Annotated in this window: 21 protein-coding genes (1 of these 21 cut by a window edge); 5 read left to right on the plus strand and 16 right to left on the minus strand. The window is 69.9% G+C overall.

The genetic code is table 11. The annotated features are described in order from the left end of the window. A protein-coding gene (locus tag AC6R2M_RS15925; protein WP_500483813.1) for a Fur family transcriptional regulator crosses the window boundary here: on the plus strand, positions 1–107 show its end. Its footprint begins 331 nt before the window's first position; 107 of the gene's 438 nt are visible here — the last part of the coding sequence; its start codon lies beyond the left edge, outside the window; it ends in the stop codon at positions 105–107. Between the two features lie 65 nt (positions 108–172). Here AC6R2M_RS15925 and AC6R2M_RS15930 read toward each other — a convergent pair whose 3' ends face one another. Continuing rightward, entirely contained in the window at positions 173–607 is a 435-nt protein-coding gene (locus AC6R2M_RS15930) for an OsmC family protein (RefSeq protein ID WP_500483814.1), read from the minus strand. A gap of 181 nt (positions 608–788) precedes the next feature. Between AC6R2M_RS15930 and AC6R2M_RS15935 the strand changes: the two genes are divergently transcribed. Further along, the gene (locus AC6R2M_RS15935; RefSeq protein WP_500483815.1) at positions 789–1,754 is read left to right on the plus strand and encodes a tyrosine recombinase XerC; all 966 of its coding nucleotides are present in this window, start codon (positions 789–791) and stop codon (positions 1,752–1,754) included. Positions 1,755–1,824: 70 nt separating this feature from the next. After that, positions 1,825–2,871: a TraB/GumN family protein gene (locus AC6R2M_RS15940; protein WP_500483816.1), complete on the plus strand. Its 1,047-nt coding sequence runs from the start codon at positions 1,825–1,827 to the stop codon at positions 2,869–2,871. Between the two features lie 249 nt (positions 2,872–3,120). On the opposite strand, the gene lpdA is transcribed toward AC6R2M_RS15940, so the two are convergent. The 11 genes from lpdA to mdh form a co-directional block, all read right to left on the minus strand. Further along, on the minus strand, positions 3,121–4,536 hold the full coding sequence (gene lpdA / locus AC6R2M_RS15945) for a dihydrolipoyl dehydrogenase (protein WP_500483817.1): 1,416 nt from the start codon (positions 4,534–4,536) through the stop codon (positions 3,121–3,123). A gap of 30 nt (positions 4,537–4,566) precedes the next feature. Beyond that, positions 4,567–4,974, minus strand: coding sequence for an MAPEG family protein (locus AC6R2M_RS15950; RefSeq protein WP_500483819.1), 408 nt, complete (start codon positions 4,972–4,974; stop codon positions 4,567–4,569). Between the two features lie 2 nt (positions 4,975–4,976). Then, complete coding sequence (locus AC6R2M_RS15955; RefSeq protein ID WP_500483820.1) at positions 4,977–5,456, minus strand: hypothetical protein; 480 nt, start codon at positions 5,454–5,456, stop codon at positions 4,977–4,979. Beyond that, positions 5,453–6,211 (minus strand): SDR family oxidoreductase, encoded by a 759-nt coding sequence (locus AC6R2M_RS15960; RefSeq protein WP_500483822.1) that lies wholly within the window; start codon positions 6,209–6,211, stop codon positions 5,453–5,455. Before AC6R2M_RS15960 ends, AC6R2M_RS15955 begins: the two co-directional genes overlap by 4 nt. An 18-nt stretch (positions 6,212–6,229) precedes the next feature. After that, on the minus strand, positions 6,230–6,556 hold the full coding sequence (locus AC6R2M_RS15965) for a pentapeptide repeat-containing protein (RefSeq protein ID WP_500483824.1): 327 nt from the start codon (positions 6,554–6,556) through the stop codon (positions 6,230–6,232). Then, complete coding sequence (locus tag AC6R2M_RS15970; RefSeq protein ID WP_500483826.1) at positions 6,553–6,945, minus strand: hypothetical protein; 393 nt, start codon at positions 6,943–6,945, stop codon at positions 6,553–6,555. Before AC6R2M_RS15970 ends, AC6R2M_RS15965 begins: the two co-directional genes overlap by 4 nt. 12 nt (positions 6,946–6,957) lie before the next feature. Then, positions 6,958–8,229, minus strand: a complete 1,272-nt coding sequence (gene odhB / locus AC6R2M_RS15975) for a 2-oxoglutarate dehydrogenase complex dihydrolipoyllysine-residue succinyltransferase (RefSeq protein ID WP_500483828.1) — start codon at positions 8,227–8,229, stop codon at positions 6,958–6,960. 28 nt (positions 8,230–8,257) lie between these two features. Continuing rightward, positions 8,258–11,290, minus strand: a complete 3,033-nt coding sequence (locus AC6R2M_RS15980; RefSeq protein ID WP_500483830.1) for a 2-oxoglutarate dehydrogenase E1 component — start codon at positions 11,288–11,290, stop codon at positions 8,258–8,260. 186 nt (positions 11,291–11,476) lie between these two features. Beyond that, positions 11,477–12,382 carry a succinate--CoA ligase subunit alpha gene (sucD, locus tag AC6R2M_RS15985; RefSeq protein WP_500483832.1) on the minus strand — a complete coding sequence of 302 codons (906 nt, stop codon included), beginning with the start codon at positions 12,380–12,382 and terminating at the stop codon, positions 11,477–11,479. A 91-nt stretch (positions 12,383–12,473) separates the two neighbouring features. Then, a complete protein-coding gene (gene sucC, locus AC6R2M_RS15990; RefSeq protein WP_500483834.1) occupies positions 12,474–13,664 on the minus strand; it encodes an ADP-forming succinate--CoA ligase subunit beta in 1,191 nt (396 codons plus the stop codon). 87 nt (positions 13,665–13,751) lie between these two features. Further along, a complete protein-coding gene (mdh, locus tag AC6R2M_RS15995) occupies positions 13,752–14,714 on the minus strand; it encodes a malate dehydrogenase (RefSeq protein WP_500483836.1) in 963 nt (320 codons plus the stop codon). A gap of 404 nt (positions 14,715–15,118) precedes the next feature. On the opposite strand from mdh, the gene AC6R2M_RS16000 reads away from it, so the two are divergent. Next, the gene (locus tag AC6R2M_RS16000; RefSeq protein WP_500483839.1) at positions 15,119–16,225 is read left to right on the plus strand and encodes a GGDEF domain-containing protein; all 1,107 of its coding nucleotides are present in this window, start codon (positions 15,119–15,121) and stop codon (positions 16,223–16,225) included. 30 nt (positions 16,226–16,255) lie between these two features. On the opposite strand, the gene zapE is transcribed toward AC6R2M_RS16000, so the two are convergent. Beyond that, the gene (gene zapE / locus AC6R2M_RS16005; RefSeq protein ID WP_500483841.1) at positions 16,256–17,434 is read right to left on the minus strand and encodes a cell division protein ZapE; all 1,179 of its coding nucleotides are present in this window, start codon (positions 17,432–17,434) and stop codon (positions 16,256–16,258) included. 25 nt (positions 17,435–17,459) lie between these two features. Beyond that, on the minus strand, positions 17,460–18,002 hold the full coding sequence (locus AC6R2M_RS16010) for a protease inhibitor Inh/omp19 family protein (RefSeq protein ID WP_500483843.1): 543 nt from the start codon (positions 18,000–18,002) through the stop codon (positions 17,460–17,462). Between the two features lie 259 nt (positions 18,003–18,261). Between AC6R2M_RS16010 and purH the strand changes: the two genes are divergently transcribed. Beyond that, positions 18,262–19,887 carry a bifunctional phosphoribosylaminoimidazolecarboxamide formyltransferase/IMP cyclohydrolase gene (gene purH / locus AC6R2M_RS16015; protein ID WP_500483845.1) on the plus strand — a complete coding sequence of 542 codons (1,626 nt, stop codon included), beginning with the start codon at positions 18,262–18,264 and terminating at the stop codon, positions 19,885–19,887. Positions 19,888–19,898: 11 nt separating this feature from the next. Here the strand turns inward: purH and AC6R2M_RS16020 are convergent, their stop codons facing one another. Then, positions 19,899–21,335 carry an MFS transporter gene (locus tag AC6R2M_RS16020; RefSeq protein ID WP_500483847.1) on the minus strand — a complete coding sequence of 479 codons (1,437 nt, stop codon included), beginning with the start codon at positions 21,333–21,335 and terminating at the stop codon, positions 19,899–19,901. A 153-nt stretch (positions 21,336–21,488) separates the two neighbouring features. Then, positions 21,489–26,384 (minus strand): NAD-glutamate dehydrogenase, encoded by a 4,896-nt coding sequence (locus AC6R2M_RS16025; protein WP_500483849.1) that lies wholly within the window; start codon positions 26,382–26,384, stop codon positions 21,489–21,491. Positions 26,385–26,425 lie beyond the last annotated feature (41 nt).

Below are 26,425 nucleotides of genomic sequence, written 5' to 3' on the forward strand. Positions count from 1 at the left end.
AGAAGATCGAGGTCCTGCAGGAGGAGATCGCCCGCGAGCTCGGCTACGAGATCGTCAGCCATCGGCTGGAGCTCTACGCGCGGCGCAGGCGCTCTCCGTCGGGCTGAGCCTTCCGGCCGATTCCCCCGATGTGCGAACCGCCGGGCACGAAGCCCGGCGGCGCCTCCTCGACTCAGACGAGCTTGGCGTCGAGGCTCACCTGGATGGCGCCGAGCGCCTTGGAGATCGGGCAGCCTTCCTTGGCCTTGTTCGCCAGCTCCTGGAACTTGGCGTCCTCGATGCCGGGGACCTTCGCCTCCAGCGTGATCGCGCTGGACTGCACCTCGAAGCCGCCGGAGGCCTGCTCGACGGTGACGACGGCGCGGGCCTTCAGCTCGTCCGCGGGCGTCCCGTTCTCGGCCAGGAAGTGCGAGAGCTGCATGGCGAAGCAGCCGGAATGGGCGGCCGCCAGCAGCTCCTCCGGATTGGTGCCGGACTTGCCCGATTCGTCCTCGAACCGCGCCTTGAACGAGTAGCCGTGCTTGTCGAGCGCGCCGGACTGCGTGGTCAGCGTGCCCTTTCCGTCGCCGAGGGCTCCGTTCCAGATGGCCGTGGCATGACGCTTCATGGGATTCTCCCTTGCCTGTAGGATGTCGTCGTCGGGCGCTGGACTCCCGGAGCGCCCGGTTCGGCTTCGCTGCTCAAAGTGGGTCGGGCCGGCGATCGTTCCAGACGCAAGGCTTCGTTCACCCGGCCGGGGCGAAAATGATGCGGCATCTTCGAACGCGAAAGGATCGGACGACAGCGCCATGGCGAGCCCCCTTCTCCTCAGCGCCGACGCGGACGTGCACGCGCGCAAGCGCGAATGGCTGGCGCGGCTCGGCACCGAGCGCGGCGCGGCGCAGGCGACGCTGACGGCCTACGAGCGCGACCTTCGCCAGTTCCTGGACTTCCTCGCCCGGCACGAGGGGCGGCCGGTCCGCCTCGCCGACCTCGCCGATCTGAAACCCGCCGATCTTCGCTCCTTCCTCGCCGACCGTCGGCGCGAGGGAGCCGGCGCGCGCTCCATCGGCCGCAATCTCGCGGGGCTTCGATCCTTTCTGAAGCATCTGGAGCGCGAGGGCCTGGCCTCCAGCGCCGGAGCCTCGGCCCTTCGCGCGCCGAAGGCGCAGCGCTCCCTGCCGCGACCGCTCGCCGCCAACGACGCCCTGGCGGTGACGGACGAGGCGGGTGCCATGGCCGCCGAGCCCTGGCTGTCCGCCCGCAACGTCGCGGTGATGACGCTGCTCTACGGCTGCGGCCTGCGCATCTCCGAGGCCCTGAACCTGCCGGGCGATGCGCTGGCCGACCCGACCGAGCGCTCGATGAGCATCACCGGCAAGGGCGGCAAGGCGCGGCTCGTGCCGCTGCTTCCGGCCGTGCTGAGCGCCGTCGCGGAGTATCGCCGCCTCTGCCCCTATCATCTGGCGGGCGACGCGCCGCTCTTCCGGGGCCACAAGGGCGGGCCGCTTCGCCCGCAGATCGTCCAGCGCGAGATGGTCCGCCTGCGCGGTCTTCTCGGTCTGCCCCCTTCGGCCACGCCGCATGCGCTGCGCCATTCCTTCGCGACGCATCTTCTGGCGGGCGGCGGGGACCTTCGCACCATACAGGACCTTCTCGGCCACGCGTCGCTGTCGACGACGCAGGCCTATACGGCGGTCGATTCGGCGCGGCTCCTGTCGGTCTATCGCGACGCCCATCCCCGCGCCCGGCGCGCCCCGCCCCCGGCCGGTTGAGCCGACCACCGTTCCGCCATCCGGGGCCGCGATGGTGGCGGCTCGTTCGTTCCGCCCCGAAAGGTCCCCCATGCCGCGCTTCCGCCCGTCCGGCCGACCGATCCGCCAACGGCTCGCGTCCTGCGCCGCCGCACTGACGCTCCCCTTCGTCCTGCTCGTTCCCGCCGTCGCGCAGGACGCGGCCTCCTGCCCGCCGGCGGCCAATCTCTTCGACGCTCTCCCGGCGCCCGACCGCGAGCGCATCGAGGCGCAGGCGCGTGACGTGCCGAACGGCGAGGGCCTGCTCTTCCGGATCGAGCGCGAGGGCATCGCGCCCTCCCATCTTTTCGGGACCATGCATCTGTCCGACCCGCGCATTCTCGCTCTGCCCGAGCCGGTCGAGGCGGCGTTCGCGGGTTCGAACCACCTCGTCGTCGAGACGCTCGACATCGCCGACGACCAGGCGATGGCCGGCCAGCTCCTGCTGCGCACCGATCTGACGCAGGTTCCTCCGGGTCGCTCGCTCGCCGATTTCGTGCCGCCGGACCGGCGCGACGATCTGGAGGAGGCGCTCCAGGCGGCGGGCACCCCGCTCGCGACCGTCCGGACCCTGCAGCCCTGGTTCGTCGCCGTGTCGATCGCCATGCCGGCCTGCGAGATCGCGCGGCAGGCGGACGGCGCGCGCGTGCTCGACCTGCATCTCTTCGACCGCGCCGAGGCGTCGGGGATGAGGCTATCGGGTCTGGAGACCGGCACGGAACAGCTGGAGGCCCTGGCCTCCCTGCCGCTCGACTTCCAGGGCGAGAATCTGATGGCGACGCTCGACGTCGCGGACCGCCTGCCGGACGTCTTCGAGACCATGATCGATCTCTATCGGGAGGGCCGGATCGCGCTCATCGGCTCGGCGATCGAGGCGGTCGCTCCCGCAGGAACCGACGAGGCGGGCGCCGCCGAAATCTTCGCCGCCTTCGAGGAGCGGGTGGTGACGGCGCGCAACCGCACCATGGCCGAGCGGCTGGCCCCCCTGCTCGAAGAGGGCGGCGCCTTCGTCGCGGTGGGCGCGCTGCACCTTCCCGGCGAAGAAGGGCTGGTCGAGCTTCTCTCCCGGGACGGCTGGACGGTGACGCGGGTCGAGTGAGACGTCCGGCAGTCGTCATCGCCCTGTCACGGAAGCGTCGCCGCACTGCCATGCGGTGCCCGTATGGGGGCGCGTCCCGGCCCGCCGGGTCCGGCTTTCGGGGCAATGCCTTGGCCGATACCTGTTCGTCGGTGCCGCGGGACAGAACGCGGCGCCGGCACGAAAAAGGCCGCCGCCGGGTCGTCCCCCGGCGGCGGCCTTCGCATGTGACGGCAACGAACGGCGCTCCGGGCGTCCGAGCCTTGACCCTTACATGTGGATCGGCTTGGCGAAGGTCGCGAAGGCGGCCTCGCGCACGGCCTCGGACATCGTCGGATGGGCATGGCAGGTGCGCGCCAGATCCTCCGACGAGCCGCCGAACTCCATGAGGACGGCCGCTTCGGCGATCAGTTCACCCGCGCCGCGCCCCAGGATGTGGACGCCGAGCACCCGGTCGCTCGCCTTGTCGGCGAGGATCTTCACGAAGCCGTCGGTGGCGAGCATCGCGCGCGCCCGGCCGTTCGCCATGAAGGGATATTTGCCGACCGCGTATTCCACGCCCTCGGCCTTCAGCTCCTCCTCGGTCTTGCCGACCGAGGCGACCTCGGGCTGCGTGTAGACCACGGACGGGATCACGCCGTAGTTCACGTGGCCGCGCTGGCCCGCGAGGATCTCGGCGAGCGCGACGCCCTCGTCCTCGGCCTTGTGGGCGAGCATCGGGCCCTTCACCACGTCGCCGATGGCGTAGATGCCCTCGACATTGGTCTTGTAGTGCCCGTCGATCTCGACGCGGCCCGCCTTGTCGCGGGCAACGCCCACCTCGTCGAGGCCGAGACCGTCCGTGAAGGGCCGGCGTCCGGTGGCGACGAGCACGACGTCGGCCGAAAGCGTCTGCGCCTCGCCGCCCTTGGCCGGCTCGAAGGTGACACTCGCCTTGTCGCCGTCCTTGGCGATGCCGGTCACCTTGGCGCCGAGCTGGAAGTCGAAGCCCTGCTTGGCGAGGAGCTTCTGGAAGGCGGAGGAGACCTCGCCGTCCATCGGGCCGAGGATCTTGTCGAGATATTCGACGACGGTCACCTTGGCGCCGAGCCGCGACCAGACCGAGCCGAGCTCCAGGCCGATCACGCCGCCGCCGACGACGACCATGGTGCCGGGCACTTTCTCGAGCGCGATCGCGTGGTCGGAGGAGACGACGGTCGTGCCGTCGAACTCGACCGAAAGGCCCGGAATGCCCGCGACCTCGGAGCCGGTGGCGATCACGATCGACTTCGCCGCGATGTCCTTCACCGCGCCGTCCTCGCCCGTCACCTCCACGGTGCCGGCGGCCTTGATGCGGCCGGTGCCGATCATGCCGGTGATCTTGTTCTTCTTGAACAGGAAGCCGATGCCGTCGACATTGGCCTTCACCGTCTTGTCCTTGTGCTCCAGCATCTTCGGCAGGTTGAGCTTGGGCTCGGCGTCGATGCCGAGCTCGGCGAAGGAGTGGTTGGCCTCCTCGAACATCTCGGAGGCGTGGAGCAGCGCCTTGGACGGGATGCAGCCGACGTTCAGGCAGGTGCCGCCGAAGGTCTTGCGCTTCTCGACGACGGCGACCTTCAGGCCGAGCTGCGCGGCCTTGATGGCGCAGACATAGCCGCCGGGGCCGGAGCCGATGACGACGAGATCGAAGGCGGAGGTGTCGGACATGGAACCGTGAAATCTCTCGTGTTGCGAGGGTTAGGCGAAGAAGAAGCGGAGAAGCATGAGCAAAAGGCCGAACATGGCCACGACGAAGACGAGGCTGCGCACCTTCGGAACGCCCGTCAGATAGAGCGGGATGTAGACGATCCGGGCGACGAACCACAGCCAGGCGCCGACCGAGCCGATGCCGCCGGTCGCGCCCGTCACCGCGAGGCCGAGCGCCAGCGCGATGAAGGCCGGATAGGTTTCCTTGTAATTGTCGAGCGCGCGCTGGGCGCGGCCGGCGCGCACGCTCAGCGGCTTCTCGTCCGAATTGTCGCGCGGGCCGGCGTTCCAGTCGAGCCCGCGATCGGCGGTGGCCAGCTGGCCCTGGAGCATGATGTGGACGACGAGAAGCACGACCGAGAGGCCGAGCACCACGAGTTCGCCGGGCAGAGAATCCATGGCTACAGTCCCTCCTGAGGACAGGTCGGCGTCACGGCGTCGAAGCGTTCGCCCGTCTCTTCCATCCGCGAGGCGGTGATGCGGATCGGCTCGAAGGGCGGCGCGATCTGCGCCGCCGGCTGAACCTGCCGGGTCTCGTAGCAGCCCGTGAAGACGGTGGTGCGACCGTCGCTCGTGCGCGCCTCAATGGCGACCGGCACGAGGCCGTAGAGCGACCCCGCCGCGCCCTCGACCGTGCCCTCCAGGACGCGGGCGCGAACGCCCGTCGTGTCGGCATATCCGGCCGCGAACGTATCGTAGGGCTGCGCCGCCTCGGCATCGAAATAGGACCAGGCGCGTAAGGTTTCCTGCCGTGCCACCGCGTTGTAGAGCGATTCGATCAGCGCCTGCGGGCTGGAGCGGTCGTCGCGATAGGCCGGCATGTCCTGCGCGAGGGCAGGCGTGGCGGCGGCGAGCGCTAGGGCGAGTGCGGCGGTCTTCATGGCCAGATGCTCCTCACGCCCGAAACGTCGAGAATGGCGCCGGACGAATAGCTCGCGGCGGGCGAGACGAGCCAGAGGATCGCCTCGGCGACCTCGTCCGGCGTGCCCGCGCGGCCCATGGGAAGCGTCGGCCCGAGCCTTGCGACGCGGTCGGGCTGGCCGCCGGAGGCATGGATGTCGGTGTCGATGATGCCGGGCCGCACCGCGCAGACGCGGATGCCTTCGGCGACCACCTCCTTGGCGAGCCCGACCGTCATCGTGTCGATGGCGCCCTTGGAGGCGGCGTAGTCGATATACTGGCCCGGGCCGCCGAGCTTGGCCGCGACGGAGGAGACGTTGACGATCGTGCCGCCCCGTCCGCCCCGGGCGGTGGACATGCGGCGAACGGCCTCGCGGGCGCAGAGGAAGGGCGCGGTCAGATTGATCCGCCACATGCGCTCCAGGCGCTCGGCGCTCATCTCGACCAGCGTCGCGGTCTCGTCGACGATCCCGGCATTGTTGACGAGCGCAGCGAGAGGGCCGAGTTCGTCGGCCGCCTCGAACAGCGCTTCGATCTCGTCCGGCACGCCCATGTCGGCCTTCACGGCGATCGCCCGCCCGCCGGCCCGTTCGACGTCGGAGACGACGCGCAGCGCCGCCGCCTCGTCCCGCGCGTAGTTCACCACGAGGTCGTGACCGGCGCGCGCGGCCAGCCGGCAGACGGACGCGCCGATCCCGCGCGAGCCTCCGGTGACGAGCATCACGGGTCGATCCATTCGGGCGCCTTCTCTCGTCTATTCCGCGGGTTCGCGGTGACGCGCGGCCGCGACGGCGGAGCGGTCGATGTAGTCCGGCAGGCGTGTCGTCTCGTCCAGAACGGCGCGCGAGAGCTGATCGACGGTCAGGTTCCTCGCGCCGGTCAGGTCCGCGCCGACGAGGATCGTGCCGTCGAGATTGGCGCGGGCGAAGTCCGCGTCCGTGAAATTGGCGTTCTTGAAGTCGGAGCCGGCGAAGTTCGCCTCCGTCAGGTCGGCCCCGGTCCAGTCGGTCCGGCGCAGGAAGACGTTCTGCAGGCGGATGCGATGCGGCTTTCTCGCTGCGGGCGGCAATTCCAGCCTCATGACTGCCTCCGTAGGTTGAGGGTCGCGACGATCGCCTGAACGTCGACCGGGGGCGCGCCTTCGCCGTATTCCGGCGATCTCTGCCGCAGATGAACCTCCAGCAGCTCGAAGATCGGAGTCGCGAGGTCGGGAAAATCGCGCGCGACTTCTCTCAATACGTAGATCGCCGCCAGCCTGACCTCAAGCTTCTCGTCGGCCAACTGGCCGGCGGCCCGATTGAAGAGCTCCGTCACGTGGGCCCGACGGGAGAGCTCGGCTTGCGCCACCGCCGTTCCCGCCTGCCGGGTCTTGGGCCCGAGTTCCCGCCAGGCGAGAAACGCGCCGACGCCCGCCGCGAGGGCGAGCGCCAGATTGCGGACGATTTCCGAGACCGCGATCCAGAAATCCATCCGATCGAGGGCTTACAGGTCGAGGACGAGCCGCTCGGGGTCCTCCAGCGAATCCTTGACGCGCACGAGGAAGGTCACGGCCTCCTTGCCGTCGACGATCCGGTGGTCGTAGGAGAGCGCCAGATACATCATCGGCCGGATCTCGACCTTGCCGCCGATCGCCATCGGCCGCTCCTGGATCTTGTGCATGCCGAGGATGCCCGACTGCGGCGCGTTCAGGATCGGCGTCGACATCAGCGAGCCGTAGACGCCGCCGTTCGAGATTGTGAAGGTGCCGCCCTGCATGTCGGACATGCCGAGCTTGCCGTCGCGCGCCGCGATGCCGAGGCGCCCGATCTCCTTCTCGATCTCCGCGATGGTCATCTGGTCGGCGTCGCGCACGACCGGGACCACGAGGCCCTTGTCCGTGCCGACGGCCACGCCGATGTGGGCGAAGTTCTTGTAGACGATGTCCGTGCCGTCGATCTCGGCGTTCACCGCCGGGATCTCCTTCAGCGCGTGGCAGACCGCCTTGGTGAAGAAGCCCATGAAGCCGAGCTTCACGCCGTGCTTCTTCTCGAACAGGTCCTTGTAGCGCTTGCGCAGGTCCATGACCGCCGTCATGTCCACCTCGTTGAAGGTGGTCAGCATCGCGGCCGTGTCCTGCGCGTCCTTCAGGCGCCGCGCGATCGTCTGGCGAAGGCGCGTCATCTTCACGCGCTCCTCGCGGGCCGCGTCCTCGCCCGAGGAGGGGGCGCGCGGCGCGGCCGGAGCCTTGGCCTGCGAGCCGCCCGTGCCCTTGGCGATGGCGTCGAGCACGTCGCCCTTGAGCACCTGCCCGCGCTTGCCCGAGCCCTCGACGTCCGAGACACCCTTCTCGGCCATCAGCTTGCTGGCCGAGGGCGAGGCCGGCATGTCACCGGACTTCGTCGCATCGGACGAGGCGCTCTCCGCCGCCGGAGCGGCGGGTGCCTCGGAGGCGTTGCCGTAGCCCTCGGTCTTGGCGGACGCCGCCTCGGCCTTGGCGTCGGCGGGCTTGGCGGCCGGAGCCGACGCGCCCGAACCAGACCCCTCGCCGATCGTGCCGAGGATCGCGCCCGGCTCGACCGTGTCGCCTTCCTTGGCGAGGATCTCCTGCAGCACGCCCGCGGCCGGAGCCGGCACCTCGACCGTGACCTTGTCGGTCTCGAGCTCGGCGATGGTCTCGTCCTGCTCGACGCGGTCGCCGGCCTTCTTGAACCACTGGCCGATGGTGGCCTCGGTGACGCTCTCGCCCAGCGTCGGAACCTTGATGTCCGTGCTCATGCTTTCCTCTCGGGTTCCAACCTGCGGATCAGTTCTTGGTGGAGTTCGGCTCGCCGAGGGCGTCCTCGAGGAACGCCTCCAGCTGCGCCAGATGCTGCGACATGGTGCCGACCGCCGGCGAGGCGGCGGGCGGGCGCCCGGCGTAGCGCGCGCGGCGCTTGTCGGCGCCGGTGCGGTCGAGCACCCATTCCAGATAGGGCTCGATGAAGCTCCAGGCACCCATGTTCTTGGGCTCCTCCTGGCACCAGACGATCTCCGCCTGCTTGAAGCGCGAGAGCTCGCCGATCAGGGCCTTGGCCGGGAAGGGATAGAGCTGCTCGACGCGCAGCAGGTAGATGTCGTCGATCCCGCGCTTCTCGCGCTCCTCCAGAAGGTCGTAATAGACCTTGCCCGAGCACAGGACGACGCGGCGGATTTCGGCATCCTTGCGCAGCTTCGTCGGCCCGTCCTTCACCATCTCCGCATCGTCCCACAGGATGCGGCGGAAGCCGGTGTCGCCCGACAGCTCCGACAGCTCCGACACGGCGCGCTTGTGGCGCAGCAGCGACTTCGGCGTCATCAGGATCAGCGGCTTGCGGAAGTCGCGCTTCATCTGGCGGCGCAGGATGTGGAAGTAGTTCGCCGGCGTCGTGCAGTTGGCGACCTGCATGTTGTCCTGCGCGCAGGACTGCAGGAAGCGCTCCAGGCGCGCCGAGGAATGCTCCGGCCCCTGCCCCTCGTAGCCGTGCGGCAGGAGCATGACGAGGCCCGTCATGCGCAGCCACTTGGCCTCGCCCGACGAGATGAACTGGTCGATGACGACCTGCGCGCCGTTCACGAAGTCGCCGAACTGGGCCTCCCAGAGCGTCAGCGCGTTCGGCTCGGCCAGGCTGTAGCCGTACTCGAAGCCGAGCACCGCCTCTTCCGAGAGCATCGAGTTGATGACCTCGTAGAAGGCCTGGCCCTTCTGGATGTTGGCGAGGGGGATGTAGCGGTTCTCGGACTTCTGGTCGTAGAGCACCGAATGGCGCTGCGAGAAGGTGCCGCGCTCCGAATCCTGGCCCGACAGGCGGACCGGATGGCCCTCCGTCATGAGCGAGCCGAAGGCCAGCGCCTCGGCCGTCGCCCAGTCGATCCCCTCGCCGCTCTCGATGGCCTTGGCGCGGTTGTCGAGGAAGCGCTGGATGGTGCGGTGGACCTCGAAGTCCTCCGGGATCTCGGTCAGCTTCTTGCCGATCTCCTTGAGCTTCTTGACCTCGACGCCGGTGGCGCCGCGGCGCGGCTCGTCGTCGGAATCGGCCCGGCGAAGGCCCGACCACGCGCCGTCCAGCCAGTCCGCCTTGTTCGGCAGATAGGCCTGGCCCGCCTCGAATTCGGCGTCGAGATGCGCGCGCCATTCGGCGCGGCGGGTGTCGACGTCCTCCTGGCTGAGGACGCCGGCCTCGACGAGCTTCTTGGCGTAGATCTCCAGCGTCGTCGGATGCTGGCGGATCGTCCTGTACATGATGGGCTGGGTGAAGCCCGGCTCGTCGCCCTCGTTGTGGCCGAAGCGGCGGTAGCAGAAGAGGTCGAGCACCACCGGCTTGTGGAAGGTCTGGCGATACTCGATCGCCACCTTCGCCGCGTAGACCACCGCTTCCGGATCGTCGCCGTTGACGTGGAAGATCGGCGCCTCGACCATCTTCGCCACGTCCGACGGGTAGGGCGAGGAGCGCGAGAAGCGCGGATTGGTCGTGAAGCCGATCTGGTTGTTGATGATGACGTGGACCGAGCCGCCGACGCGGTGGCCGCGAAGCCCCGACAAGCCGAAGCACTCCGCCACCACGCCCTGGCCGGCGAAGGCCGCGTCGCCGTGGAGAAGCAGCGGCAGGACCTCGTTGCGGATCTCCTGCGGCACGATGTCGGTGCGCGTGCGCCCGTAGATCTGGTCCTGCTTGGCGCGCGCCTTGCCGAGCACCACGGGATTGACGATCTCGAGATGCGAGGGGTTCGCCGTCAGCGACAGATGGACCGAGTTCTGGTCGAACTCGCGGTCGGACGAGGCGCCGAGATGGTACTTCACGTCGCCCGAGCCCTCGACGTCGTCCGGCTTGAACGAACCGCCCTTGAACTCGTGGAAGATCGCGCGGTGCGGCTTGCCCATCACCTGCGCCAGAACGTTCAGGCGGCCGCGATGGGCCATGCCGAGAACGATCTCCTTCAGGCCCAGCTGCCCGCCGCGCTTGATGATCTGCTCCAGCGCCGGGATCAGCGCCTCGCCGCCGTCGAGGCCGAAGCGCTTGGTGCCCTTGTACTTGACGTCGATGAACTTCTCGAAGCCCTCGGCCTCGATCAGCTTGTTCAGGATCGCGCGCTTGCCCTGATCGGTGAACTCGACGCCCTTGTCCGGGCCCTCGATGCGCTGCTGGATCCAGCGCTTCTCCTCGGGGTTGGAGATGTGCATGAACTCGACGCCGATCGTCGAGCAATAGGTGCGCTCCAGGATCTCCACCATCTCGCGGATGGTGGCGAACTCCATGCCGAGCACGTTGTCGATGAAGATCTTGCGGTCGTAGTCCTCCGGCATGAAGCCGTAGTTGGAGGGCGACAGCTCGTTATAGTCGTCGTCGGCGGGCGTCGCGATGCCCAGCGGATCGAGCTTGGCGTGGAGATGGCCGCGCACGCGGTAGGCGCGGATCAGCATCAGGGCGCGCAGCGTGTCGCGCGTCGCCTGGGCGACCTCGCCCTCGCGGATCTCGCCCTTGCCGGACGGCTGGGCGCCGGCCTTGGCGCTCTCGGCGGCCTTCGCGGCGACCTTGGCGCCCACCTTCTTCTCGGCCTCGGCCCAGTTGCCGTCCAGCGCGGAGACGAGGTCGCCGCCCTCGGCGATCGGCCAGTTGGCACGCTCCCAGGACGGGCCCGAGGCGCTCTTCTCGACCGCCTCCCGGTCGTCCTTCAACTCGGCGAAGAAGGCCTGCCACTCGGGCGAGACGGACTGGGCGTCCTTCTGCCAGGCGGCATGCAGCGTCTCGATGTAGTCGGCGTTGCCTCCGTACAGGAAGGAGGAGAGCGCGAAAGTCTCGTTCGCCGGGTTGCGTGCCATGGATCCTTTTCGGCGCCGGGCTTCCGGTCGCCGTCTCCTCTTGACGTGGCGGCGGCCCGCCCTCGGACCGCCCGTTCGTTCATCGCCCGGGAGCGGGTCCCCCGGGCCGTTCGCCCGCCTTTAGGGGCGGAAGGTGGCGCAAATGTCGGCGGCGGCGAGCTTTTTCGCCGCGCCGCCGGATGAGGATCAGCCCTTGAGCACTTCCGCGAGCGTCTTGCCGAGACGCGCGGGCGAGGGCGAGACGCGGATGCCGGCCTCTTCCATCGCCGCGATCTTGGATTCGGCGTCGCCCTTGCCGCCCGAGACGACCGCGCCCGCATGGCCCATGGTGCGGCCCTTGGGCGCCGTGCGGCCCGCGATGAAGCCGGCCATCGGCTTCTTTCGGCCCTTCTTGGCCTCGTCGATCAGGAACTGCGCCGCGTCCTCCTCGGCCGAGCCGCCGATCTCGCCGATCATGATGATCGACTGCGTGGCGTCGTCGGCCAGGAACATCTCCAGGACGTCGATGAACTCGGTGCCCTTCACCGGGTCGCCGCCGATGCCGACCGCCGTCGTCTGGCCGAGGCCCTCGTTGGTGGTCTGGAAGACCGCCTCGTAGGTCAGCGTGCCCGAGCGCGAGACGATGCCGACCGAGCCCTTCTTGAAGATGGAGCCCGGCATGATGCCGATCTTGCACTCTTCCGGCGTCAGGATGCCGGGGCAGTTCGGGCCGAGAAGGCGCGACTTGGAGTTCTCCAGCCGGCGCTTCACGCGGACCATGTCGGAGACCGGCACGCCCTCGGTGATGCAGACGATGAAGGGGATCTCGGCGTCGATCGCCTCGACGATGGCGTCGGCCGCGCCGGCCGGCGGCACGTAGATGACCGAGGCGTCGGCGCCCGTGCGCTCCTTGGCCTCGGCGACCGAGGCGAAGATCGGCAGCGAGTTGCCGTCGACGCCCGACGTCCAGTTTTCACCGCCCTTCTTGGGATGGACGCCGGCGACCATCTGCGTGCCGTAATAGGCCAGCGCCTGCTCGGTGTGGAAGGTGCCGGTCTTGCCGGTCAGGCCCTGCACGATGACCTTGGTGTTCTTGTCGACGAGAATGGACATTCGAGGGTCCTAGGTTCTTCGGGTCGGCCGCCGGGCGCGGCTCGCGCGCCTCGGCTTGGCCGGGAAAGGGTGGGAAGAGCTGCGTCCGCGATCAGCCGATCGCGGCGACGATCTTCTTGGCGGCGTCGTCGAGGTCGTCCGCCGCGGTGATCGCGAGGCCGCTCTCGTTCAGGATCGCCTTGCCCTTGTCGACGTTCGTGCCCTCGAGGCGCACGACCAGCGGCACCTTGAGGCCGACCTCCTTCACCGCCGCGACCACGCCCTCGGCGATGACGTCGCAGCGCATGATGCCGCCGAAGATGTTGACGAGGATCCCCTTCACCGCCGGATCGGCCGTGATGATCTTGAAGGCCGCCGCGACCTTCTCCTTGCTCGCGCCGCCGCCGACGTCGCAGAAGTTCGCCGGCTCCTTGCCGTAGAGCTTGATGATGTCCATCGTCGCCATGGCGAGGCCCGCGCCGTTCACCATGCAGCCGATGTTGCCGTCGAGCGCGACATAGGCGAGGTCCCACTTGGAGGCCTCGATCTCCTTGGCGTCCTCTTCGGTCTCGTCGCGCAGCGCTTTGATGTCCTCGTGGCGGAACAGCGCGTTGCCGTCGAAGGAGACCTTGGCGTCGAGGACGCGCAGGTGGCCGTCCGTCATGACGATCAGCGGGTTCACCTCCAGGAGCGCCATGTCCTTCTCGGTGAAGGCCTTGTAGAGCGCCGGGAAGAGCGACTTGCCGTCCTCGGCGGCCGCGCCGTCGAGCTTGAGCGCCTCGCTGATCGCCTTGACGTCCGCGTCGGTCACGCCCGTCTCCGGGTCGATGGCGACGGTGACGATCTTCTCGGGCGTGTCGTGGGCGACGGCCTCGATGTCCATGCCGCCCTCGGTCGAGACGACGAAGGCGACGCGGCCGACCGAGCGGTCGACGAGGATCGAGAGATAGAGCTCGCGGTCGATGTCGGCGCCGTCCTCGATGTAGAGGCGGTTCACCTGCTTGCCGGCCTCGCCGGTCTGCGCGGTGACGAGCGTGTTGCCGAGCATCTCACGGGCGTGGGAGACCGCTTCCTCGACCGACTTGGCGAGGCGCACGCCGCCCTTGGCGTCCGGGCCGAGCTCCTTGAACTTGCCCTTGCCGCGGCCGCCCGCGTGGATCTGCGACTTCACGACGTAGAGGGGGCCGGGCAGCTGGCGCGCCGCGGCCTCGGCCTCGTCTGCAGAGGTGATGGCGACGCCCTTGGCCACCGGTGCGCCGAAGCCCTTGAGGACTTCCTTCGCCTGATACTCGTGGATGTTCATGAAAGGCCTTGCTCCGTTCGCAAGCCGAAAGGGGAAAAGGCCGCCCTCCCCTCTGTGAGAGGGAAAGGGCGGCCTCGATACGATGCTTTAGGCGAGGCTCGGCTGGATGCCGCGGCAGGCTTCCATCAGGCCCTTCACGGCGCCGACGGACTTCTCGAACTGAGCCTTCTCGCCCTCGTCGAGCTCGATCTCTATGATGCGCTCCACGCCGCCCGCGCCGATCACGACCGGCACGCCGACGTAGAGGTCGCTCTGGCCGTACTGGCCGGCGAGGTTCGCCGCGCAGGGCAGGACGCGCTTCTTGTCCTTCAGGAAGCTCTCGGCCATCTCGATGGCAGAGGCGGCCGGCGCGTAATAGGCCGAGCCGGTCTTGAGCAGGCCGACGATCTCGGCGCCGCCGTCGCGGGTGCGCTGGACGATCTCCTCCAGGCGCTCGGCCGAGCACCAGCCCATCTTGACCAGATCGGTGAGCGGGATGCCCGCGACGGTGGAGTAGCGCGTCAGCGGCACCATCGTGTCGCCGTGGCCGCCCAGCACGAAGGCCGTGACGTCCTTCACCGAGACCTTGAACTCGTCGGCGATGAAGTGGCGGAAGCGGCCGGAGTCGAGAACGCCGGCCATGCCGACGACCTTCTCCTTGGGCAGGCCGGAGAACTTCTGCAGCGCCCAGACCATCGCGTCGAGCGGGTTGGTGATGCAGATGACGAAGGAGTTCGGCGCGTGCTCGGCGATGCCCTTGCCGACCGCTTCCATGACCTTCAGATTGATGCCGAGCAGGTCGTCGCGGCTCATGCCCGGCTTGCGCGGCACGCCGGCGGTGACGATGCAGACGTCGGCGCCCGCGATCGCGGAATAGTCGTTGGCGCCCGAGAGGTCGGCGTCGAAGCCCTCGACCGGGCCGGACTGCGCGATGTCGAGCGCCTTGCCCTGCGGGGTGCCTTCGGAGATGTCGAACAGGACGACGTCGCCCAGCTCCTTCAGTGCCGCCAGGTGGGCGAGCGTGCCCCCGATCATGCCGGAGCCGATGAGTGCAATCTTTGCGCGGGCCATGATGTGCCTTCTGTTGAAGCCGTGAGCGGAAGCCGGTTCCGCCGATCCTCCGGATCGCGGCGACCGCCAGGGTCCTGGCCGATCGAGCCGCCGGCAAGCCCATACGCAGCTTCCGGGAAGAGTTCAACAGCCAGAATGGAAAGGCTCGATCAACGCGGTGAACGATTTCAACCGGTTAAATGCAGTTTCGTTTACGTAAACGTAAATGCGTTTCTGTCGCGCGGGGTTTGGCTTGCGGTGTCACCTGTCCCGATCGGGTGGGCCCGCTTCCGCTCCGTCCTCGGTCTTCCCATTAATTGCTTTTAAGCCGTTCGCGGCGATGATCACGGCCGCCGGACCGGGAACCTCGTGGAGCAGACATCCTGATCGCGCTTCTGATTTCCCTCGTCAACGGGTTGGGGCTGATGGCGCTCGTCGCCGTGCTCTACGGCACGGTCGAGCGGCTGCGCCTGTCCCGGCCGACGCGGTCCATGATCCAGGGCCTGACCTTCGGCGCGGGAGCGGTGATGGCGATGGCGACGCCCGCCATGCCGGTTCCGGGGCTCCTGATCGACAATCGCGCCATCTTCATCGCGGTCGCCGGGGCCTTCGTCGGCCCGGTCGCGGCCTCGATCGCGGCGGTCCTCGGCGGTGCCTACCGCTACGGCGTCGGGGGAGCGGGCGTCGTTCCGGGCCTGCTGACGATCTCGATCGCCTTCGTCGTCGGCCTCGTCTGGCGCTACGCCTGGGCGAAGCGGCGGCCGGTCACCCCGTTCGGCCTTCTTCTGCTCGGGCTCGGCATCTCGGTCCAGAGCCTCGTGGTCTTCCTCTTTCCCAACGACCTCTCCACGCGCTTCCTGATCGTGATCGCCCTCTCGATGACGGGCAGCGCGCTGTTCGCCGCCTTCGTCCTCTGCGGGATGATGCAGCGCGAGAGCCGCATCATCGCCCGCGAGAAGTCGCTGCTGGACGACGCCCACACCGACCCGCTCACCGGGCTCACCAATCGCCGCGCCCTTCTCGAAGCCGACGAGCGGCTGCGGGCGCTTTCGCATTCGCAGGGCTACGCCGTTCTTCTCATCGACGTCGATCACTTCAAGTCGGTGAACGACCGCTTCGGCCACCATGTCGGAGACGCGGCGCTGTGCGTGGTCGCGGGGCTCCTGCGCTCGGGCGCGCGCGAGGGCGACGTGGTCGCGCGGTTCGGCGGCGAGGAGTTCGTCGTCGTCCTGCCGGGCACGTCGAGCGAGGAGGCCTGGAGCGTCGCCGAACGGATCGCCCGGCTCGTGCGCGAACGCCGCGTCGTTCTTCCCGACGCCGACTTCTCCATGACGATCAGCGTCGGCCTCGCCCATGCGCGCCAGGCGCCGCTGGCGCAGACGATCGAGCGCTGCGACGAGGCGCTCTACAGGGCCAAGGCGGAGGGACGGGACCGGGTGGTGGCCGCATCCGCCGTGCGGGAGGGGCAGCGTCCGCCGGTCCGGCAGGAGCGGCCCGATCCGGCCGGGCTCGCGCGGCCGCGGGCGTTCTGAGCCGGCGGCTCCCGGCGCGGCTCGACGGCGTCAGCCCTCGGAGGACTGCCCCGCCAGCCGCCGCGCCTCGTAGTCGTGCGAGCGCATCTCGATCAGGCGCGAGACGGTGCGGTCGAACTCGAAGGCCTCCGTGCCGCGCCGCCCGGTGTAGAGCTTGTCGACCGGCACGTCGGCCAGGATCGCGAGGCGGCGTCCCTTGTCGTAGAGAACGTCGACGAGAAGGATGAAGCGCTTGGCCTCGTTGCGCTCCGCCTCGCCCATCGCGCTCACGCCTTCCAAGAAGATCGTGTCGAAGCGTTCGGCAAGCGCCAGGAAGTCGCCCGCTCCGAGCGGCCGGCGCACCAGATCGTCGAAGGCGAAGCGCGCCGCGCCGTTGCCCGTGCGCCCCGCCTCGATCGTGCGCCCCTTCACCGCGACCTTGCCCGCGCTCTCGCCCGAGCTGCCGACGACCGAGCGCCAGAGCCCGTCGAACCGCGCCTGCGTCTGCGGATCGCGCGGCCACAGATACAGATCGTCCCCGCCGATCGACTGCAGCCGGTAGTCGGTCGGCGCGTCCACCTCGAACACGTCCGTGTGGCGCTTCAGGACATCGACGAAGGGCAGGAAGAGCGGACGGTTCAGCCCGTCGCGGTAGAGGTCGTCGGGCGCGACGTTGGAGGTCGCGACGAGCGCGATGCCCTGCGCGAACAGCGCCTCGAACAGGCGCGAGAGGATCATCGCGTCGGCGATGTCCGTCACGGTGAACTCGTCGAAGCATAGGAGCCGCGCCTGCCCCGCGATCGCGGCGGCCGTCGGGGCGATGGGGTCGTCGCCTTGCGCGCGCCCCTCCTTCACCGCGGCGCGGTGGGCCGAGATCCGCTCGTGGACCTCGCCCATGAAGGCGTGGAAGTGGACGCGGCGGCGATCGCGGACGCTGCTCTTCTCGAAGAACAGGTCCATCAGCATGGATTTGCCGCGCCCGACCTTGCCGTAGATGTAGAGGCCGCGCGGCGGGGGCGTCGCCTCGCGCCGGCCGAAGAGCCAGCCGAGCGCGCTTTTCTTGGTGGCGACCGAGCCGGCCTTCAGCTCGCGTTCGAGGCGGTCCAGCCGGTCGGCCAGCGCGCGCTGCACGGGGTCGGCGTCCAGCCGGCCCGCGCGCACGCGCTCCTCGAGGCTCGCGCGCACGGCGCCGCGCTCGGCGCCGACCACGCCGTAGCCGGTCTGTGGCATGGCTTCGCCTCGTTCGCCTTGCGGCCTAGCGGAACAGCGAGATCTGCTGGCCGCCCGTGGTGGTGCCCTCGTAGCGGGTGCCGCCGGCATTGTTCAGCGTCGCCACCGTGTCGCCCGATCCCGAGCGCAGCACGACCTGGTTGCCCGAGACGTCCCAGGCCGACACGTCGGCGATCTGGCCGGGGCAGCCGCGCGAGGCCGCGCGGTATCCGCCGCTCCACTGGGTCAGCGCCATGAAGATCTGGCAGTTGCCGCCCGCCGAGGAGACGCGCCAGGCGCCGACGAGACCCTCGCGCGTGACCGGACCGGCGGAGGCCGTCTGGGTCGGAGCCGCGCCGGGGGCTCCGGGCGCACCGGCCGCGCCGTCCGTTCCGGCAGGGGCCTGCGCGGCCGAGGGCGGCGGAGGCGGCGGCGGAAGCTGGTTGGCGAAGACCTGTCCGCGCGGGGCGGAGGGCAGCGGCGCCGGGCCGGCGGAGGCCCCGCCCCCGAAGGTGGGCGCGCTCTGCTGGCAGGCGGCGAGCGTCAGAAGCGCCACCAGCGCCGCGCCGGTCTTCATGCGATGGATCATGGGGCCGTTCCTCGAACCGTCTTTGGCTGTTTCGTCCCGAACAGGCGGCCGTGCCGCCCCTTCCGTCCTTTAGATGGATGTTTCAAATTGTTCGCAAGGCCCATTCTCGCGGCTTGGAATGCGGATCGGCGAATTTTCGGTGGATGGGCCGTGACCCGTGATGGGTTCCGGTGGGGCGGCGGATGCTCTATCAGGCGCGCGAACCCCGCCCGTCGCGCCGTCCTGCGCGGCCGGGCTTCCCCCTGGAGGTTTCGTCCCGATGGCCATCGCCGCCAATGCCACCCCCGCCCCGGACCGCCTGCCCGTTCGACGCGCCCTGCTCTCCGTCTTCGACAAGACCGGCCTGATCGATCTGGCGCGCGCGCTGCATGCGCGCGGCGTGGAGCTGGTCTCGACGGGCGGCTCGGCCAAGATCCTGAAGGAGGCGGGCCTGCCCGTCGCCGACGTCTCCTCCGTCACGGGCTTTCCGGAGGTCATGGACGGCCGGGTGAAGACGCTGCACCCCTCCGTCCACGGCGGCCTTCTCGCCATCCGCAACGATCCGGCGCACGCCGCCGCGATGCAGGAGCACGGCATCGAAGGGATCGACCTCCTCGTGGTGAATCTCTATCCCTTCGCCGAGGTGGAGGCCTCGGGCGCCGAACCCTCGGCGGTGATCGAGAACATCGACATCGGCGGCCCGGCGATGATCCGCGCCGGCGCCAAGAACCATGCCTATGTCGCCGTCCTGACCGATCCGGCCGACTATGCCGGCGCGATCGAGGCCATCGAGGCGAGCGGCGAGACCGACCTCGCCTTGCGCCGCCGCCTCGCGGCCAAGGCCTTCGCGCTGACGGCCGGCTACGACGCCGCGGTGGGCGCGTGGTTCGCCCGGACCGGCGAAGAGGCGAAGTCCGCCGAGACGCTGCCCGAGCGCCTGAACCTGTCCGCCACGCTCGTCTCCTCGCTGCGCTACGGCGAGAACCCGCACCAGTCCGCCGGCTTCTACCGGACGGACGAGAGCCGCGCGGGCGTCGCGACGGCGCGGCAGGTGCAGGGCAAGGAGCTCTCCTACAACAACATCAACGACACCGACGCCGCCTTCGAGTGCGTGGCCGAGTTCGATCCCGCGCGCACGGCGGCCGTCGCCATCGTCAAGCACGCCAATCCCTGCGGCGTGGCGGAGGGCGCCGATCTGTCGCAGGCCTATGCCCGCGCGCTCGCCTGCGACCCGGTCTCGGCCTTCGGCGGCATCGTGGCTCTGAACCGCCGGCTCGACGCCGCGGCCGCGCGCGAGATCGTCAAGATCTTCACCGAGGTCATCGTCGCGCCCGAGGCCGACGAAGAGGCGATGGAGATCGTCGCGGCCAAGAAGAACCTGCGCCTGCTCCTGACCGGCGGCCTGCCCGACCCGCGCGCGGGCGGCCGGATCGTCAAGTCCGTCTCGGGGGGCCTCCTCGTCCAGACGCGCGACGCCGGCACGGTGGACGGGCTCGACCTGAAGGTCGTGACCGAGCGCGCGCCGACGGACCGGGAGATGGCCGATCTGCGCTTCGCCTTCCGCGTCGCCAAGCACGTGAAGTCGAACGCCATCGTCTATGCCCGCGATCTGGCGACGGTCGGCGTCGGCGCCGGGCAGATGAGCCGCCTGGACTCGGCCCGCATCGCCGCGCGCAAGGCGGAGGACGCCGCGCGCGAGGCCGGCGGCGAGCCGCTGACCAGGGGCTCGGTCGTCGCCTCCGACGCCTTCTTCCCCTTCGCCGACGGACTGCTGTCGGCGATCGAGGCGGGCGCGACGGCGGTGATCCAGCCGGGCGGCTCGATGCGCGACGACGAGGTGATCCGCGCCGCCGACGAGCACGGCGTCGCCATGGTGCTCACGGGCATGCGCCACTTCCGGCACTGATCCCGGACGGGTCAGCCGGACGGTTCGAGGCGCGGGTCGCGGGTCGTCAGGAGAAGCAAGAAGCCGAGCGCGAAGAAGACGAGCAGCGCGGACATGCCGATCCGCGAGGCCGTCACCGGATCGGTGCGCGTGGCGGCGAAGGCGGTCAGAAGCGCCACCGAGAGCGGCGCGAGGAAGGTCGTGATGCGGCCGGTCAGGGCGTAGAGGCCGAAATAGCGGCCCGCCTCGTCCGCATCGACCGACTGCGCCAGCCACGAGCGCGACGAGGCCTGGATCGGCCCGAAGGCGAGCCCGATCAGGATGCCGAAGGCGAGATAGGCGCGCTCGGCGCCGGTCGAGAAGAGCCCCGTCTCGCCCGAAGGGTCGGCGAAGACGAGAAGGCCGAAGAGCGTCGCGTTCGGCGCGGTCGAGACGATCCCGAGCGCGGCGAGGCCGAGAAGCAGGATCGAGATCATCACCACGCTCTTGGAGCCGAATCGCCGGTCGATCAGCCCGGCGAGCCCGCAGCCGAGGATCGCGAAGACGTTGAGGATGATGCCGAAGAGCCCGCTTTCGGTCACCGACCAGCCGAAGAGGCCCGCCGCGAAGGCGCCGCCCAGGAGCAGGATGCCGTTGACCCCGTCCTGGTAGAAGAGCCGTGCCAGGATGAAGCGGAAGAGCGCGCCGCGCCGCCGCAGCTCGCGCACCGTGCCGAGGAGCTCCGCCGCGCCCTGGCGCACGGCGGTCCGCGCCGCCACGGGCCGCGACGGGCGATCCGGCACGAGCAGGAACATCGGCAGCACGAAGACGAGATACCAGATCGCCGAGAGCGGCCCGGTGGCGCGCGCCGCCTCCCCTTGCGACGGGTCGAGGTCGAAGAGCGGCGGGATGCCCGCCAGCGTCAGTCCGCTCGTCATGTCGGCCGCGAGCAGGAGCACGGTCGTGAAGAGCGCGATCATGCCGGCGCAGTAGCCGATGCCCCAGGCGATGTTCGACACGAGGCCGATGGCGGGCTTGGGGACCAGATGGGGGATCATCGCGTCGTTGAAGACGATGGAGAACTCGGCGGCGACCGTGGCGACGACGATCAGGGCCGCCGCGGCGAAGAGGCTCGAGCCCGGAGCGGCAGTCCACAGAAGGAGAAGCGCGAGGATCTTCGCCACCGCGAAGGCGGCGATCCAGGGCTTGCGCGGTCCGGCCCGGTCGGCGATCGCGCCGAGAAGGGGCGCCAGAAGGCCGACCGTCAGGCTGGAGACGGTCGCGGCCGCCGCCCAATAGGTCTGGCCGGTCGCCGGATCGGGCGCCAGCTGGGCGACGAAATAGGGGCCGAAGATGAAGGTGACGACGATGGTGAAGAAGGGCTGAGCGGCGAAATCGAAGCTCATCCAGCCCCAGATGGCCGGCCGTGAGAAGACGCCGCGCTCGGGCTCGCCCGGCGCCGTCAGGGCTTCACCCCGCGCGTCCTGCATCGCGTTTTCCTCGAAGCCTCGGCCTACCTCACATCTCCATGTCTACGTCAGGTGCGACCGAATGCCCATCCGCGACGGTTCGCGAACTCGTCCGACGGTGAACCGCCGGTTACGGACGGGCTCGCGGAAAAGCGCGCCCGTCCGAAGGCTCGATCAGCGCGGATCGAGGTCGAGGAGCAGGCCGACCGCGAGCGTCAGACGGGCGACGGAGGTCTCGCCGCTTCCCGTCAGGCGCCCGACCTGTTCCACCACGCGCTGCAGCTGCTCGCCCTGACCCTCGGCCCAGGCCGCGACGGGGTCGTCGCCGCCCTTGCGCAGCGCCTCGGCGGTCATCCGGCGCCGGGCGGCGCTCAGCTGGGCCGCCGCGCGCTCGAGCGCCAGCATCTCGAAATAGTCGGAAGGCCGCAGCTGCCGAAGCGCGCCCTCGATCCGGCCGATGCGGAAGAGGCGTGTGATGCCGAAGAAGGCCGAGAGCGCCTTCGGCAGGGCGACGTCCGTCTCACGTGAAACGGTGAGGACGTCCGGCAGCAGCGCCATCAGGGGCAGGAGCGCGATGTCGTCTGCGAGGTCCTCGGGAACGCCGGCGCTCGTCAGCCCCGCACGCCGCGCGTCGAAGTCGGCCCGGGCCCGGTCGCTGGAGGATTCGACCAGATGCGGGCGCAGGAGCCGCGATGCCTCCGTAATGCGGCCGACCGCTTCGGACAGTTCCGCGCCCTCCGGCACGTTGCGGATGAACCACGCGGTCGTCGCCCAGAGGAAACGGCGGACCGACAGATAGAGGCCGATCTGCGTCTCGCCGTCCAGCCGGCCGTCCAGCGCGTCGATGCGGCTCGACAGATCGTCGATCGCGAAGCCGTCAGCCGCGATGATGTAGGCCGCGACGCAGCGCGGCGCCGTCGCGCCCGCCGCGTCCGCGAACATCACCGCGAAGGGCGAGCCGAGCCGGTTGACGAACGCGTTGGCGAGGCGCGTGGCGACGATCTCGCGGCGCAGCCGGTGCGTCTCGATGTCGGAAAGGTGCTCCTGCCGCATCCGCTCCGGGAAGTAGTGGACGAGACGGTCGGTCAGATAGGGCTCGTCGGGCAGCGAGGACTCCAGGATGCGGTCGTAGAGGTCGAGCTTGGCGTAGGCGAGGAGCACGGCGAGTTCGGGCCGCGTCAGCGCCTTCCCCGCCGCCTTCAGATCGGCGATCCCCGCGTCGGTCGGAAGCGTCTCCACCTCGCGCGAGAGCTCGCCCCGCTCCTCCAGGACGCTCATCAGCCGCGCCTGTCCGGCAAGGCCGAGAACGCCCGTCGCCTGGTCGAGAGAGAGCGCCAGCGTCTGCTCGTAATTGTTGGACAGGACGAGGCTTGCCACCTCGTCGGTCATGGTCGCCAGCAGCCGGTCGCGGGCGGGCCGGTCCAGCCGGCCCTCGGCCATGGCGCTCTTCAGCGCGATCTTGATGTTGACCTCGACGTCGGAGGTGTTCACGCCCGCCGAATTGTCGATGGCGTCGGTGTTGATCCGCCCGCCGGCCCGCGCGAACTCAATGCGGCCCTTCTGGGTGGCGCCGAGATTGGCGCCCTCGCCCACCACCTTGGCGCGCAGCTCGCGGCCCGTGACGCGCACCGCGTCGTTCGCCCGGTCGCCCGCGTCGGCGTTGGTCTCGGTGCTGGCGCGGATATAGGTGCCGATGCCGCCGAACCAGAGAAGGTCGACCGGGCTCTTCAGGATGGCGTTGATGATCTCGCTCGGCGTGCCCGAACGGCGGTCCCAGCCGATGGCCTCGGCGGCCTCGGGCGAGAGGCGGATCGTCTTGTCGCGTCGCGAGAAGACGCCGCCGCCCTTCGACAGGAGCGAGCGGTCGTAGTCCTGCCAGCTGGAGCGCGGCAGCTCGAAGAGCCGCTTGCGCTCGGCGAAGGAGACGGCCGGGTCCGGATCGGGGTCGATGAAGATGTCGCGATGGTCGAAGGCGGCGACGAGCCGCGTCTTCTGCGACAGGAGCATGCCGTTGCCGAAGACGTCGCCCGACATGTCGCCGCAGCCGGCCGCCGTGAAGGTCTCGGTCTGGATGTCGAGCGGCCGTCCGTCGCGTCCCATCTCGCGGAAGTGGCGCTTCACCGCCTCCCAGGCGCCGCGCGCGGTGATGCCCATGCCCTTGTGGTCGTAGCCGGCCGAGCCGCCGGAGGCGAAGGCGTCGTCGAGCCAGAAATCCTCGGCCTGCGCGATGGCGTTGGCCGTGTCGGAGAAGGTCGCCGTGCCCTTGTCGGCGGCGACGACCAGATAGGGGTCCTGCTCGTCATGGGCGACGACGCCGCGCGGGGTCGTCACCTCGTCGCCGAGCGCGTTGTCCGTCACCGAGAGAAGGGAGTCGACGAAGACGACATAGGCCGAGCGCCCGGCCGAGAAGATCGCGTCGCGGTCGCCGCCGGCCGGCAGGCGCTTCGGGTAGAAGCCGCCCTTGGCGCCGACGGGCACGATCACCGCGTTCTTCACCTGCTGCGCCTTCACGAGGCCCAGCACCTCGGTGCGGTAGTCCTGGCTGCGGTCGGACCAGCGCAGCCCGCCGCGCGCGACCTTGCCGAAGCGCAGATGCACGCCCTCAACGCGCGCGTCGAAGACGAAGATCTCGCGGAAGGGCACCGGCTGGGGCAGCCAGTCCATGGCCTTGGGCGCGAACTTGAAGGCGAGCGCCGGCTTCACCGCGCCGGGCCGCGAGTCCGGGTCGGCGGAAATCTCGGGCACGGAATAGTAGTTGGTGCGCAGCATCGCCAGGATCGCCATGGCGAGGCGGCGGATCACCCGGTCGTCGTCCAGGCTGTCGACCGCGTCGAGCCCTTCCAGGATCGCCGCATGGATCGAGGCGACGCCGCGCCGCGCCGCCTCGCGCGAGGCGGCGTCCGCGCCCTCCTCCGGCTCGTCCGGCCGGCGCGTGCGGGCCGGGTCGAAGCTCTGCGCGAAGAGCTCGAACAGCTGGCGGGCGAGATCGGGATGCCGGCCGAGCACGGCGGCGATGAAGCCGTCCGGCAGCGAAAGGCCGGTCTGGCGCAGATAGCGCGCCAGCGCCCGCAGCACGTTGGCTTCGCGCCAGTCCAGCCCGGCGCCGAGCACGAGCGCGTTGAAGCCGTCGTTCTCGATGCGCCCGTCGGCAACGGCGAGATAGGTCTCGGCCAGCGCCTTCGCGCCGCCTTGCGTCAGCGCCGCGCCGCCGTCGCGCCGCGTCAGGTCCATGTGGTGGACATGGACCTCGTCGCCGTCCGGGCGCGTCAGCGCGAAGGTGCGCTCCGAGCCGACGGCAAAGCCCATGTTCTCCAGGATCGGCACGCGCGTGGACAGGGAGAGGGACGGGCCGAGCGTGCGCAGCGCAAGCCCCAGCGTCCCGTCCTCGACGGCGGAGGCGGGGTCGCTGGAGAAGTCCACGTCGAGCGGGGCGTCCGGGGAAAGCGCGGCGATGCGCGCGGTCTCCGTCAGCGCCGCTTCCGGGGCCACCGCCTCGCGATAGGCGCCGGGCAGCGCGCGGCCGAGATCGAGAAGCGCGCGCGTGCCGCCGGAGGCCGCCAGCGCCTTCTCGAAGCCGTCGAGCCAGGAGCGCGCCATGTCGGCGACGCGCGCTTCCAGCCCCGCGATGTCGGGACGCGGCGTCGCACCGCCGCGGCGGCCGATAATGAAGTGGACGCGCGCCAGCGGCCCCTCCGGGAAGGAGGGGTAGTAGGCCGAGACGTGCCCGTCGAAGGCCTCGGCGAGCAGCCGGCCGGTCGCCTCGCGCAGCCGCTGATCGTAGCGCTCGCGCGGCACGAAGACGAGGACGGAGACGAAGCGGTCGAACGGGTCGAAGCGGGCGAGGATGCGCACGCGCGGACGCTCGCCCAGCTCCAGGATCGTGCCGATGAAGCTTTCCAGGAGATCGACGTCGATCTGGAAGACCTCGTCGCGCGAGTAGGTCTCCAGCGCGTTCAGGAGCGCCTTGGCCGAATGCGACTGCGGCGACAGGCCGAAGCGCGAGATCACCGTCTGCGCCTTCTGGCGCAGATAGGGCACCGAGAGGATCGGCTGGTTGTAGGCGGTGGAGGCGAAGAGGCCGACGATCCGCGTCTCGCCGACGAGACGGCCGGAGGCGTCGAAATCCTTCACGCCGACATAGTCCATGTAGACGCGGCGGTGGACGCGCGAGCGCGTGTTGGCCTTGGCGACGATCAGCGGCGTCGGCGCCTCCAGGAAGGCGCGGACCTCCTCGCCGATGCTCGCCTCGCCGGCCTCGCGGCGAAGGACGCGCACCTCGGGGTCGCGCAGGATGCCGAGTTCCGAGCCGGGCCGGCGCTCCAGGACGCCGCCGCCTTCGCCGCGCCGGTAGTCGAACTCGCGGATGCCGAGGAAGATGAAGTTCTTGTCCGCCAGCCAGTCGAGGAAGCGTGCCGCCTCTTCGACGAGCGCGCGCTCGGCCGGATCGACGGTGCGCTCGGCGCGCCGGCCGAGCGTGAAGGCGGCGCGGCTGGCGCGCTCGCGCATGGCGTAGAAGTCTTCGTTGGCGATCGCGACCTCGCCGAGGATGACGGTGAGGCGCTCCTTCAGCTCGGCCTGAGCCTCGGCGTCGGTCGCCGTGGTGGCGAGCTGGATCAGGCTGACGCGCGCCGGCGTCCCGTCCGCCGGATCGGGCAGATGCGAGGCGGAGAAGGAGAGGATGCGCCCGTCGCCCCCGCGCACGACGTCGAGGACGGGATGGGAGATGTAGTGCGTCTCCGCCATCGATTCGGCGATCTCGGCGACGACGGAGTCGAACAGGAACGGCCGGTCGTCGTTGACGATGGTGACGAGCTGCAGCGCCTCGCCGTCCTTGGAGAAGCCCTCGGGGCACGAGACCTCGACGAAGGCGGTGTCGGGCCGGTGCGCGGAGAGCGCGCTCGCGGCGGACTTGGCGGCGACGGCGAGCGCGGCCGGCGGGAAGGCGACGAGATCCTCGGCGGGCGGGCGGGCCAGGAGAAGCGGCACCAGCGTCGCGGCGGCCTCCTCCGTCGCCAGCCTCTCCAGCACGTCCTCGATGATCTGCGTCTTCTCGCGGCTCGTCGACGGCATTGAAGCCCTCCTCTTCCTCGACGGCCCTCTTCTGGCATGAA

The sequence above is a fragment of the Aureimonas sp. CAS genome, from assembly GCF_059838215.1.